Genomic DNA, 11,882 nt, shown 5'->3' with positions numbered 1-11,882 from the left:
GGAGTTCGTTCCCGTCGGTCCGTCGGGAGGTTTTAAGCGTCGCGGTACCGAACCGGATAGTGAATGACCGACCGGCCGACCGTACTCGTCGTCGAAGACGACCGGGACCTCGCGGATCTCTACGCCGCGTGGCTCGAGGGCGACCACGACGTCCGCACCGCCAACTCCGCGGCGGAGGCCCTCGACCAGTTCGACGGCGACATCGACGTCGTGTTACTGGATCGACGACTCCCGGAGTCATCCGGTGACGACGTGCTCGCCGAGCTACGCGAGACCGGGAGCGACGTGCAGATCGCGATGGTGAGCGCCGTCGACCCCGATTTCGACATCATCGAGATGGGGTTCGACGCGTACCTCGTCAAGCCGGTCTCGCGCGACGAACTCACCGACCTGGTCAGTCGACTCCTCGCCCGCCGGCTGTACACGGTCGAGGTCCGCGAGTACTTCTCGCTCGCCGCCAAACGCGCCGCGCTCGAAACCCAGAAGGACGCCGATCAGCTCGCCGACAACGAGGAGTACCAGCGCCTCGTCGCCGACATCGAGGCGTTGGAGGGCGATCTCGACGAGGAGCTCAGCAATCTCGACGACGACGACGTCGCCGCCGTCTTCCGCTCGCTGCGCGCGCACGGCGACGAGTAGGATCCGCCAACGCGCTTTTGACGGTCCGACTGCTACTCTCCGATAGTGTATGGACGACGGTGTCCGCGTACTCTACGTCGGTGACGGCGCCGACGGGTCACGCGTGCGCGAACTCGACGCGTCCCCGGAGATTACCGAGGTCGTCACCGAACCGGACGGCGCGTCCGTGGCCGACACCCTCTCCGAGCACGACGTCGACTGCATCGCCTGTGAGAGCGGCTTCTCCGACGTCGACGCGCTCGGCGTGCTCCGACTCGTGCGCGAGGCGGACCCCGCGGTCCCCTTCGTCCTCTACGCGACCGGCGGCGACGAGAAGCTCGCCGCCGACGCGATCTCCGCCGGCGTCACCGACTACGTTCGCGCCGACGCCGAGGAGAGCTTCGATCGACTCGTCGAGACGCTCGTCTCCGCCGCGCGGCGGTATCAGGCCGAACAGGACGTCGCGCTCCTGAACGACCTCGCACGGAACGTCTACGAACGCATCACGGACGCCTTCTTCGCGCTCGATCGGGACTGGCGGTTCACCTACATCAACCAGGAGGCCGAGAACCTCCTCGAAGTCACCGCCGAGCGCCTCGTCGGCCAGAACGTCTGGGAGGTGTTCCCCGAGTCGGTTGGCTCGACGTTCTACACGGAGTTCCACCGGGCGATCGCCATCCAGGAGCCAGTGACCTTCGAGGAGTCCTTCGGCCCGCTCGATAAGCACTTCGAGGTCCGGGCGTACCCCTCCGAGGACGGCCTCTCCATTCACTTCCGCCAGACCGTCGCCGGCGAGTCGACGCGCGGCGATCACCTGATGGAACTCGCCAGCGTCCTCTCGTACGACCTCGCGGACTCCATCGACAACGCGCGTGTCGCCCTCGACTCGGTGCAGGCGTCGAACCCCGGAATCGACGGGCTCGACGACGTGGAGGACGCGCTCGACCGGATGGACGATCTGGTCACCCACTCGATCACGCTCGCCAACGAGTGGGATTACTCGACGACGAACTCCACGCGGTAGTCCGTCAGGTCCTCGTAGCCGTCCTCGGTGACGACGGCGATGTCCTCGATGCGCACGCCGCCGACCGCCGGATCGTAGAGCCCCGGCTCGATCGTGACGACGTGCCCCGGTTCGAGCGTCTCGTCCGCGCCCTCGCTCAGCCGCGGCGCCTCGTGGACGTCGAGGCCGACCCCGTGGCCCGTCGAGTGGATGAACCCCGTCTCGGCGTCGGGATCGGATCGGAGCGTCGGGTACCCCGCGTTCTCGTACACCTCGCAGGCCGCGGCGTGGACGGTCGCGCCCGTCACGCCGGGTTCGAGCGCGTCGAACGCCGCGTCGAACGCGCGTTCGGTCACGTCGTAGAACTCGCGGGCCGCCTCGGTGGGTTCGCCCTTCACGAACGTCCGCGTCATGTCCGCGTGATACTTCGAGTCCTTCTCGCGCGGGAAGATGTCGATCACGATCGGTTCGTTCACCCGGAGCGGACCGCGTCCGCGGTTGTGCGGTTCGGCGGCGTCCGCCCCGCAGGCGACGATCGTCTCGTCGAGCGCACAGCCGTGTCGGAGGAGCGTCACCTCGATCTCCTCTTTCACGCGCTCGGCCGTGAGCGGATCGTCGCGGTAGAGGAGCACGCCGTCGACGACGTCGGCCTCCGCGAGGAGGTCCTCGGCGGCCGCCAGCGCCGCCTCGTTGGCGCGCTGGGCGTCGCGGACGTGCTCGACCTCCGCCTCGGTCTTCACCGCGCGCACGCCGCCGACGTGGTCGTCGCGGTCGGCCGTCACGGTCACGTCGCGCTCGCGGAGGGCGTCCGCGACGCCGAGCGGGAAGCGCTCGTTCGTCGCCACGTCCGTGGCACCGAACTCGTCGAGGAAGGCGGCGAGGACGCGCCGGGACGCCTCCTCGCGACCGTGGTCGGCGGCGAGCGCGTGGTAGTCGTAGTCGGCGTAGCGGCGCACGACGTCGGCGCGGGCCTCGTTCGTCGCGCGGCCGTACTCCAGTCCGGAGACGAGGATCGCCGTCCGATCCGGCGCGTAGAGCGTCGCGAACGGATCGGGCGCGTCGAATCCGGAGAGGTAGTACTGGTCGGCGAGGTCGGCGCTCGCGTGGAGGAGGTAGCCGTCGCGGCCCGTCTCCCGGAGGAACGCGTCGAGCGCGCCGTAGTCGCGTTCGTCGTTCATGCGCGAGAGTCCGCCCGCCGCGACAAAAGGGTTTGCCGTCGCTCTCGGGCGGCCCCGGAACGCTTACGGGCGCCTCACGCGTCCGCTCGCGTATGCAGGTCACGGTCCCGCAGTCGCGCGTACACGGCGACGCGCAGGTACCGCCGTCGAAGAGCTACACGCACCGCGCGATCCTCGCCGCTGGCTACGCGGAGGGTGCGCTCGTCCGGCACGCGCTGAAATCGGCCGACACCCGCGAGACGATGGGCGCCGTGGAGGCGTTCGGCGGCGACGTCGTCGAGGTCGACGGCGTCCTCGAAATCGACGGCTTCGGAGGGACCCCCGAATCCCCGCCAGACGTCGTCGACTGCGGGAACTCGGGGACGACGATGCGCCTCGCCACCGGTGCGGCCGCGCTCGTCGACGGCGGGACCGTCCTCACCGGTGACGCCTCGCTGCGCTCGCGGCCGCAAGCACCGCTCCTCGACGCCGTCGAACAGCTCGGCGGACGCGCGCGATCGACGCGCGGGAACGGGCAGGCGCCGCTCGTCGTCGAGGGCCCCATCGAGGGGGGATCGGTGACGATTCCCGGTGACGTCTCCTCGCAGTTCATCTCCGCGCTCCTGATGGCCGGCGCCTCGACCGACGACGGGATCGACATCGAACTCTCGACGGAGCTGAAGTCCGCGCCGTACGTCGACATCACGATCGAGTTGCTCGACGACTTCGGCGTGGACGCCGCGCGGACCGAGGCGGGCTACCGTGTCGACGGCGACCAGACGTACGAGCCGCCGGAGGGCGAGTACGCCGTCCCCGGCGACTTCTCCTCGGCGTCCTACCTGCTCGCGGCGGGCGCGCTCGCTGGCGACCCGGAAGTCGAGGTGCGCGGCGTCTATCCGAGCGCACAGGGCGACAGCGCGATCCTCGGGATCCTGGAGGAGATGGGTGCGGATCTCGACTGGCACCGCGACGACGGGCTCGCGGTCGTGCGGCGCTCTGACCTCGACGGGACGACCGTCGACGTCGGTGACACGCCGGACCTCCTCCCGACGCTCGCGGTGCTCGGCGCGGCCGCGGACGGCACCACCGAGATCGTGAACGCGGAGCACGTCCGCTACAAGGAGACGGACCGAGTGAGCGCGATGGCGGAGGAGCTGACGAAGATGGGCGCGGCGGTCGAGGAGAAACGCGACGCCCTGATCGTTCACGGCGGGGAGAGCGATCTCGTCGGGGCCGACGTGGACGGACTGGGTGATCACCGCGTCGTGATGTCGCTCGCCGTCGCGGCGCTCGTCGCCGAGGGAGAGACGACGATCACGGGCGCTGAGGACGTCGACGTCTCCTTCCCGGGGTTCTTCGACGCGCTCTACGATCTCGGCGCGAGCGTCTCGCGCGAAGAGGGCTGACACGCCGGTCTCCGTCCGCCGGGGCGGGTCGCCGGCGAGTTTCGCTCGTCCGCCCCGAGTGCGTCGATCAGTGCATAGCCCGGGGTCGTCGCGTCCCGGATCAAGAAGTCGCGCGCTCGGCTCCGGGTCCGATTTTGCGCGTTGTGCAAGGCCTTTAACCACGCGCCGTCGAACCCCGTAGTAATGAACGGGAACCGTTTCGGACGGCTCTTTCAGGTGACGACGTACGGCGAGAGCCACGGGAAGGGGATGGGTGCGACGGTCTCGGGCGTCCCCGCGGGCCTCGAACTCGACGCGTCGGACATCCAGTACGAACTCGACCGGCGCAAGCCCGGCCAGTCGATGATCTCGACGTCGCGGGGCGAGCCGGACGCGGTGACGATCCAGTCGGGCGTGCAGGACGGCTACACGACCGGGACGCCGATCGGGCTGACGATCGAGAACAAGGACGCGCGCTCGGGGAAGTACGAGCCGTTCATCACGGCGCCCCGCCCCTCGCACGGCGACTTCACGTACTCGGCGAAGTTCGGGACGCGGAACTGGGGCGGCGGCGGACGCTCTTCCGCGCGCGAGACCGTGAACTGGGTCGCCGCGGGGGCGATCGCAAAGAAGGTCCTCCGCGAGAACGGCGTGCGTGTGAAGGCGCACGTGAACCAGATCGACGACATCGAGGCGGGCGAGGTGTCGTGGGAGGAGATGCTCGAGCACACGGAGGAGAACGACGTGCGCTGTGCGGACCCCGATGCGGCCGCGGCGATGCAAGAGCGCATCGAGGAGTATCAGGAGCGCGGCGACTCGATCGGCGGATCGATCTACTTCGAGATCCGCGGCGTTCCCCGGGGGCTGGGCGCGCCGCGATTCGACAGCGTGGAGGCGCGTCTGGGGCAGGCGCTCATGTCGGTGCCGGCGACGACGGCGTTCGAGTTCGGCCTCGGGCGCGAGGCGCGCGAGTACAGCGGGAGCGAGCGCAACGAGGACTGGACGTTCGACGAGAACGGCGACCCCGTCCCGGTGGGCAACGACCACGGCGGTCTCCAGGGCGGGATCACGACCGGCCAGCCGATCTACGGCGAGCTGACGCTGCACGCGCCGACGTCGATCCCGTCGGAGCAGACGACGGTGGACTGGGAGACGGGCGAGGAGAAGACCGCGCAGGTCATCGGCCGCCACGACCCCGTGTTGCCGCCCCGCGGCGTCCCCGTCGTCGAGGCGATGTGCCGGCTGACGATCCTCGACTTCATGCTCCTCGGCGGCCGGATCAACCCCGACCGGATGGACGGGAACCCCGGCGAGTACGACACCGACTACCATCCCGCGAGCCCGGAGAACGATCCGGACGACGCCGAGACGCACGTCGAGTAAGCGCTCGGCATCGGGCGCACGTTGATGGTCTCGGGACGCGCCCGAGTCAGTATGGCAGAACAGTGGTCGTCCCGGCTCGGGTTCCTTCTAGCGACGATCGGCGCGGCGGTCGGGCTCGGGAACATCTGGCGGTTCCCCTCGGTCGTCGGGCAGAACGGCGGGGGCGCGTACCTCGTCCCGTACCTCTTCGCGGCGTTCGTCTTCGCGGTGCCGCTGCTCGTCCTCGAGTTCGCGGTCGGACGCTCGCTGCGGACGGACGTCGTCTCGGCCTTCCGGACGGTCGGGCGGCGATACGCGGCGCTCGGGTGGGTCGTCGCGGGCGCCGTGCTCGTGATCCTCTCGTACTACCTCGTCCTCACGGGGTGGGTGCTCTCCTTCTTCGTCGCGTCGCTGGCCGGCGTCACGCTCACCTTCGACGGGTTCGCCGCGACGTACTGGCCGGCCGTCGCGTTCGTCGTCGTGACGGGGGTCGTCGCCGTCGTCGTGAGCGCGGGCGTGAAGGCCGGTATCGAGCGGCTCTCGACGACCGTGATGCCGATCGTCTTCGTCGTGTTGGGCGGACTGGCGTGCTACGCAGTGACGCTCCCCGGCTGGGCGGAGGGCGTCGCCTTCTTCCTGACGCCGCGGCTCTCGGTGCTCGCCGATCCCGGCGTGTGGTCGGCGGCGTTCGGGCAGGTGTTCTTCTCGCTCTCCGTCGGACAGGGGATCATGCTGACGTACGCGGCGTACGTCGACGAGGGGACGTCGCTCTGGAAGTCGGCGGGCGTCATCGCGGTGGCGGACGTCGCGGTCGCCTGCGCGGCCGGCCTCGTCGTCTTTCCGATAGTGTTCACGCTCGGCGTCGAACCGAGCGCCGGCACCCAGTTGGCGTTCACGACGCTACCGCGCGCGTTCGCGGCGATGCCGTTCGGGCGCGTGGTCGCGGTCGCGTTCTTCGGACTGCTGTTCCTCGCGGCGCTCACGTCCGCGGTGTCGCTCCTCGAAGTCAGCGTGGCGTCCGCGACGCGCGCGACCGAGTGGTCGCGCCCCCGCGCGACCGCGGTCCTGATGGGCGGCGTCTTCTGCCTCGGCGTCCCCTCGGCGCTGAGCTACACGCCCGCGGGCGCGGCGGTCCTCGGCGTCCCGTTCCTCGACTTCGTTGACGCGTCCGTCGGGACGTTCGCCCTCCCCGTCACGGCGTTCCTCCTCGCCGTCGTCTTCACGTGGGCCGCGGACACCGCAGTCGTGCGCGCCGAGCTCGGTCGCGCGTACCCGGTCGTGAAGTACGCGATCCCGATCGTCCTCGTCGCCGTCACCGCGACGACCGCGGCGGGGCTCGCGCGCCCCGGTTGGTCGCTGACCGCGGGGTCGATCTCGGACGGGCTCGTACGCGTCGCCCCGACGTTCGGCGTCCTCGCAGTCCTGCTCGGGGTGGGATGGCTCCTCCGAGATCGGGTGCGGCCGCGGCGCTGGCGGCGATAGGGAGTCGGCACGTCTTTGCGGGACGCCCGCGTCGGACACGGCATGGACGCCGCACAGGAGACGCGGTACAACCCCTTCGGGATGGACGAGGACTGTCGCAACTGCGAGGGCCTCTGCGACGTCCGCGAGCGCGTCGTCCACGGCTACGGTGACGCGGGTGCGGATTTCGTCTTCGTCGGCGAGCGCCCGAGCGCCGGTGCGGAGCGGACCGGCGTCCCGTTCACGGGCGACGCGGCCGGCGAGCGCTTCCAGGACGTGCTCGGGCAGATCGGGCTGAACCACTCGCTCCCGACGAGCGACGAGCCGGAGATCGAGAACGCCTATCTGACCTATCTGACGCGGTGTCGCCACCCGGATCGGGACCCGACGGACGCGGAGGTGGCGACGTGTGAGCCCTTCTTGAACGCGGACCTGCGGATGATCAACCCCGAGATCATCGTGCCGGTCGGCGAACGCGCGCTCGCGGAGATCGGCACCGAGTACACGACGACGCCGGCCGACGACCTCGACGTGGTGGAACACCACGCGGAGCGGATCCGCGGGCGCGGCTTCGAGCTGATGCCGATGATCCACCCGGGGTCGATGACGACCGAGCAGGCGGACGCGTTCGTGACCGCCTTCCTCGACCTCCTCGATACGGATTACCGACAGACGAAGGGACGGCGCGGGCGATAGGGCACTCACCGAACGGGGACGGGTCGGCGAATTGCGGACCGCGAACGCGGGGGTTGAAGGGCGGCGCACGCGGATCAGGGGCTATGACGCTCCTCGTCGCCATGATCGACCCGCCCCGTGAGGGACTCGTCCTCCCGCGGTTGGCCGACACGTCGCCGCTGACGCCCGCGGAGGTCGTCGACCTCTACCGCGCGATGACGAAGGACCTCCTGCGCGCCGGCATGGAGAGCGGTGGCGACGTGCTCGTGAACTACCGGCCGGACGACCTCCTGCCGGAGCCGGCCGTGCGCGAGCGGACCAGCGAGGACGCGGTGCGCGCACTCGTCGCCGAGGCGCTCGACGGGGACGAACTGGACGGAACGCGCTTCGAGATCCAGGTGGGGTCGAGCTACGACGCACGGGTGGGGAACACGGTGACGCACCTCTTGGAGACGGAGGCGCGGTCGTCGGTCGCGGTCGCGGAGCCGGTCGCGCCGCTGCTCGATCGCTCGGCGCTCGACGCGGCGGCGATGAAACTGCGACGTCGGGACGTGGTGCTCGGGCCGGCGGCGGACGGCCGCGTCCACTACGCGGCGTTCGGTGAGCCGATCGACTTCGCGGGGGCGTACGCCACCCCGGAGTTGGAGACGCTGACGGCGCGAGCGCGCGACGCCGACTGTGACGTGGACTTCATCCCGCCGTCGACGGCGGTGCGGACGGGCGCGGATCTGCGTACGCTCCTCCCCCGGATCGCGGCGCGCCGCCGCGCCGGGCGGTCGGTCCCGGCACACACGGCCGCGTTCCTCGACGATCTTCCAGTACGCGTCGCTGACCGGGGCGGAGAGCGGACGCTCGTTCGAACGTGACGGCGTCGGAGAAACGCTTATGTTTGGCATCGTGTTAACAATAGACATGCGACCAGTCGTGGAGACGGAAGACAGCGAAACGTACGAGTGTCTCCGCTGTGGGGCGCGCGTCGTCGCCCCGGCGACCCGGGTCTGTGAGGGCTGCGGCGGTCCGCTCCGGAGTCTCTCGCGCTCGCGCGACCTCTGAGCGACCGTCACCGACGCCCCGCGTGAACGCCCGCGCTGGCGGGAGGCGCCACCGACGGCCCGGCGAGTCGGTGTGACCGAAACGGTTAGGGAGGCCACCGCCACTGTATCAGTACGCGCATATGTCCCGAACCGTGGGCGTCCGAGGAGCGCCCGGAGGAGCGACTCGATGGCGTTGATGATCTGTGAGGCGTGTTCGACAGCGCAGAACTTCTCGATCCTGCGATCCGACGCGACCTGCCAGGTGTGCGGCGCCGGCGAGGAGTTCCTCGCGCCGATCTCCGACGCCGAGTCGGACGCCGGCGTCGACCGGACCGACACCGTGTTGCTCGCCGACGACGACGACGAGCTCCGCGAGACGTTCCGGCTCTGGCTCTCGGGGGATCGGTGGGACTGCCGGACGGCCGCGGACGGTGAGGCGGCGTTGCACGCCCTCGACGCCGACGTCGACGTGCTCGTCCTCGATCGCCGGATGCCCGACCTCACGGGCCCCGAGGTCGTCGAACGACTCCACGAGACCGACTTCGACGGCCGAGTCCTCGTCGTGAGCGCGTACGAGCAGGACACCGTCCTGAGCGAGGACGACGTCGACGGCTATCTCACGAAGCCCATCCGGCGACAGACCTTCGTCGAGACGCTCGAACGCGTCGCCCCGGCCGAGAACGACGCCGACGAAGCGTAGCCGCGGGGACGACGACCACGGCCGGCACGGATCGATGCCGAAAGCCGCATACGGGACCAGCGACAACGACACGCTGCGCGGCGAGGTGGCGGAGCGGCCTATCGCGCCGGTCTTGAAAACCGGTGGCATTCAGCCTCCTGGGTTCGAATCCCAGCCTCGCCGTTGCTGTCGAGCGGAGTGAGACGCCCGGCGTGCTGGGTGCGAGCATACGAGACGGGCGACCCGTCTCGTCCAGTTCGAACCCCGGTCTCGCCGTTTCTGCCGATCGAACCGAGACGAGACGTGCACGGCGGTCCGAGGCGAGCGCGCGGACGTGAGCACGACGCCGACGCGCGCGTGGAGAGTAACCGTTTTGGGTACCCCTACCGCACGTCCGTGTATGGAGGACATGTACGACGAGTCGGGCCGCGACTGGCCCCACGACCCCGACGGCGAGGAGGGGAGCGAGGGCGGGCGCAAGTACGGGATGGCCGTCCTCTCGAAGAAGGTCGACGAGGACGAGGACTTCCCCCTCGAAAAGGAAGCGTTCGTCGCGGAGTACGGCGACGATCCCGTCCGGATCAACTACCGGAAGGTCGTCTCCGTCGCGGACATCTTCGAGCACGTCGAGGCCGACGAGTACTCCGATAAGGTCGACTTCTGGAGGCAGGTCGGTCAGGGGATGCGCGACGGCGACCTCTGGGACTACCGCCCGACCGGCGAGTGAGGCGGAGGCGACGGCCCTAAGGCCGACGCGCTCATCGATTTCGGCGATGGCGCGACGCGCACCGGACGGCGTGGTGATCGAGGCGGGGACGATGGACGACCTCGAGACGCTCGTCGACCTCTGGGTCGCGCTCGTCGCCGACCAGCGCGCGCATGGCACGCATCTCCTCGCGGTCGAGAACCGCACGACCGCCCGTGACGTTCTCTCGCAGTACGTGGCGACCGATCGGGTGCTCGTCGCGCGACGCACCGAGGCCGGGACGCCGGTCGGGTTCGTCATGTTCCACCCCGAGAGCGGCCTCTACGAGGAGGACGTCTCACGCGGCGTGGTCGACAACGTCTACGTCGACCCCGCACATCGCGATCGCGGGATCGGGAGCGCGCTGCTCGACGCGGCTGAGGCCACGCTCCGTGACGCCGGGGTCGACGTCCTCTCGATCGCCGTGATGGCCGACAACGAGCGTGCGCGGGCCCTCTACGAGGACCGCGGCTATCGGCCACAGCGCTGCGTGCTGGAGAAGCCGGGGGAAAGCGACACGCACACAAAGGAGGGCGACGAACGCTGAGACGCGCCAAGGGAGCTTGGGCGGTTCAAGCACTCGATTTGTAATCGAGAATTCGGGGGTTCAAATCCCTCCCTTGGCTTCCGACCGAGTGCTTAGGGTCCACTCCTGAGACGTCCGCCAGCGAAAGGACCGTCGGTTTTTCCTACGGTGTCTCCCCGTGACGGCACGAGCGTCGTCGGGGAGCAGGAGACCCGCGGGTCAGCCCGAGCGCTGGTCTTCTCTCATCGGGAGGGGGTTCCGACAGCGATCGCCGCTGGCCCGCCCTGTCGACCGTTGTGTGCACCGTCTCGGCGACGCTCCGAGCGCGAGCGGCGCAGTCGGGATCGCGCGCCTCCGAACCGGAGGTTCGTTTATCCCCGCGAGCGACCAAGAGTGCGACATGATCCCGCCAATCGCGGACCGGTTCGTCGCGGGCGAGTCGCCAGCGACCGCGCTCGCGCACGCCGCGTCGCTCGACGACGGCGGCGTGAACGCGATCCTGAACCTCCTCGGCGAGCACTACCGCGATCGCCGCGACGCGGACGCGGACGCGGACGCCTACGTCTCCCTGCTCGCGGACATCGCCACGACGGACCTCGACGCCCGCGTCTCGGTGAAGCCGAGCCAGATCGGGGTGAGCGTCAGCGAGGACGTCTTCAGAGAGAACCTCCTGCGGATCGTCGACGCCGCGGCCGACAGCGACGTCTTCTGTTGGGTCGACATGGAGGATCACGCGACGACGGACGTGACGCTGGACGTCGTCGAACGCGCCGCGGAGACGCACCCGGGACGGGTCGGCGTCGCGCTGCAGGCGAACCTCCGTCGCACGGCGGGCGACCTCGAACGCCTCGCGGACGTCCCCGCGGCGGTCCGGCTCGTCAAGGGCGCGTACGACGAACCGGCGTCCGTCGCGTACACGGACAAGGCGGCCGTGAACGAGCAGTACCGGGCGGGCCTCGACTACCTCTTCGCACACTACGACGACGGCGAGGTGGCGGTCGGGAGCCACGACCCCGCGATGATCGACCACGCGAAGACGCTCGCCGCCGAGCACGGGACGGACTTCGAGTTCCAGATGCTGATGGGGGTCCGTGAGGACGCCCAGTTCGCGCTCGCCGAGGAGTACGCGGTGGCGCAGTACGTGCCCTACGGCGGGAAGTGGCTCCAGTACTTCTACCGGCGCGTCGCGGAGCGCCGCGAGAACCTCGTGTTCGCCGCGCGCGCCGTGCTCTCCTGA

13 protein-coding genes and 2 tRNA genes are annotated in these 11,882 nt (G+C 69.9%); 14 read left to right on the top strand and 1 reads right to left on the bottom strand.

Translation table 11 applies throughout. The features are described from left to right. Positions 1-63 precede the first annotated feature (63 nt). Both J2754_RS05045 and J2754_RS05040 read left to right on the top strand, forming a co-directional pair. Positions 64-639, top strand: coding sequence for a HalX domain-containing protein (locus J2754_RS05045; protein WP_188878228.1), 576 nt, complete (start codon positions 64-66; stop codon positions 637-639). Positions 640-688: 49 nt separating this feature from the next. Continuing rightward, complete coding sequence (locus J2754_RS05040) at positions 689-1,642, top strand: PAS domain-containing protein (protein ID WP_188878227.1); 954 nt, start codon at positions 689-691, stop codon at positions 1,640-1,642. Here J2754_RS05040 and J2754_RS05035 read toward each other — a convergent pair. Continuing rightward, positions 1,615-2,799: a M24 family metallopeptidase gene (locus tag J2754_RS05035; protein WP_211086824.1), complete on the bottom strand. Its 1,185-nt coding sequence runs from the start codon at positions 2,797-2,799 to the stop codon at positions 1,615-1,617. The genes J2754_RS05040 and J2754_RS05035 overlap by 28 nt on opposite strands. A 92-nt stretch (positions 2,800-2,891) precedes the next feature. Here J2754_RS05035 and aroA point away from each other — a divergent pair, with 92 nt between their 5' ends. The 12 genes from aroA to J2754_RS04975 all read left to right on the top strand — a co-directional run bounded on the left by aroA (position 2,892) and on the right by J2754_RS04975 (position 11,882). Further along, entirely contained in the window at positions 2,892-4,184 is a 1,293-nt protein-coding gene (gene aroA / locus J2754_RS05030) for a 3-phosphoshikimate 1-carboxyvinyltransferase (RefSeq protein WP_188878223.1), read from the top strand. 183 nt (positions 4,185-4,367) lie between these two features. Next, positions 4,368-5,546 (top strand): chorismate synthase, encoded by a 1,179-nt coding sequence (gene aroC, locus J2754_RS05025; protein ID WP_188878222.1) that lies wholly within the window; start codon positions 4,368-4,370, stop codon positions 5,544-5,546. Positions 5,547-5,597: 51 nt separating this feature from the next. Beyond that, positions 5,598-7,007, top strand: a complete 1,410-nt coding sequence (locus J2754_RS05020; protein WP_211086823.1) for a sodium-dependent transporter — start codon at positions 5,598-5,600, stop codon at positions 7,005-7,007. A gap of 42 nt (positions 7,008-7,049) precedes the next feature. Further along, on the top strand, positions 7,050-7,682 hold the full coding sequence (locus J2754_RS05015; protein ID WP_188878221.1) for a uracil-DNA glycosylase: 633 nt from the start codon (positions 7,050-7,052) through the stop codon (positions 7,680-7,682). Between the two features lie 83 nt (positions 7,683-7,765). After that, positions 7,766-8,527: a DUF2064 domain-containing protein gene (locus J2754_RS05010; protein ID WP_188878220.1), complete on the top strand. Its 762-nt coding sequence runs from the start codon at positions 7,766-7,768 to the stop codon at positions 8,525-8,527. 46 nt (positions 8,528-8,573) lie between these two features. After that, positions 8,574-8,714: a rubrerythrin-like domain-containing protein gene (locus J2754_RS05005; RefSeq protein WP_188878217.1), complete on the top strand. Its 141-nt coding sequence runs from the start codon at positions 8,574-8,576 to the stop codon at positions 8,712-8,714. Between the two features lie 168 nt (positions 8,715-8,882). After that, positions 8,883-9,395, top strand: a complete 513-nt coding sequence (locus J2754_RS05000) for a response regulator (RefSeq protein WP_211086822.1) — start codon at positions 8,883-8,885, stop codon at positions 9,393-9,395. 79 nt (positions 9,396-9,474) lie between these two features. Beyond that, positions 9,475-9,557, top strand: a tRNA-Ser gene (locus tag J2754_RS04995). 217 nt (positions 9,558-9,774) lie between these two features. After that, on the top strand, positions 9,775-10,101 hold the full coding sequence (locus J2754_RS04990) for a DUF5785 family protein (protein ID WP_188878213.1): 327 nt from the start codon (positions 9,775-9,777) through the stop codon (positions 10,099-10,101). Between the two features lie 46 nt (positions 10,102-10,147). Next, on the top strand, positions 10,148-10,666 hold the full coding sequence (locus J2754_RS04985) for a GNAT family N-acetyltransferase (RefSeq protein ID WP_211086821.1): 519 nt from the start codon (positions 10,148-10,150) through the stop codon (positions 10,664-10,666). A 5-nt stretch (positions 10,667-10,671) separates the two neighbouring features. Further along, positions 10,672-10,745 (top strand) — tRNA-Thr (locus J2754_RS04980). A 300-nt stretch (positions 10,746-11,045) separates the two neighbouring features. Beyond that, complete coding sequence (locus J2754_RS04975; protein ID WP_211086820.1) at positions 11,046-11,882, top strand: proline dehydrogenase family protein; 837 nt, start codon at positions 11,046-11,048, stop codon at positions 11,880-11,882.

The organism is Halarchaeum nitratireducens, assembly GCF_017874695.1.
Classification (GTDB): domain Archaea; phylum Halobacteriota; class Halobacteria; order Halobacteriales; family Halobacteriaceae; genus Halarchaeum; species Halarchaeum nitratireducens.
The sequence above is the reverse complement of the archived record's forward strand: the minus strand, read 5'-3'. Positions and strand labels throughout refer to the sequence as shown.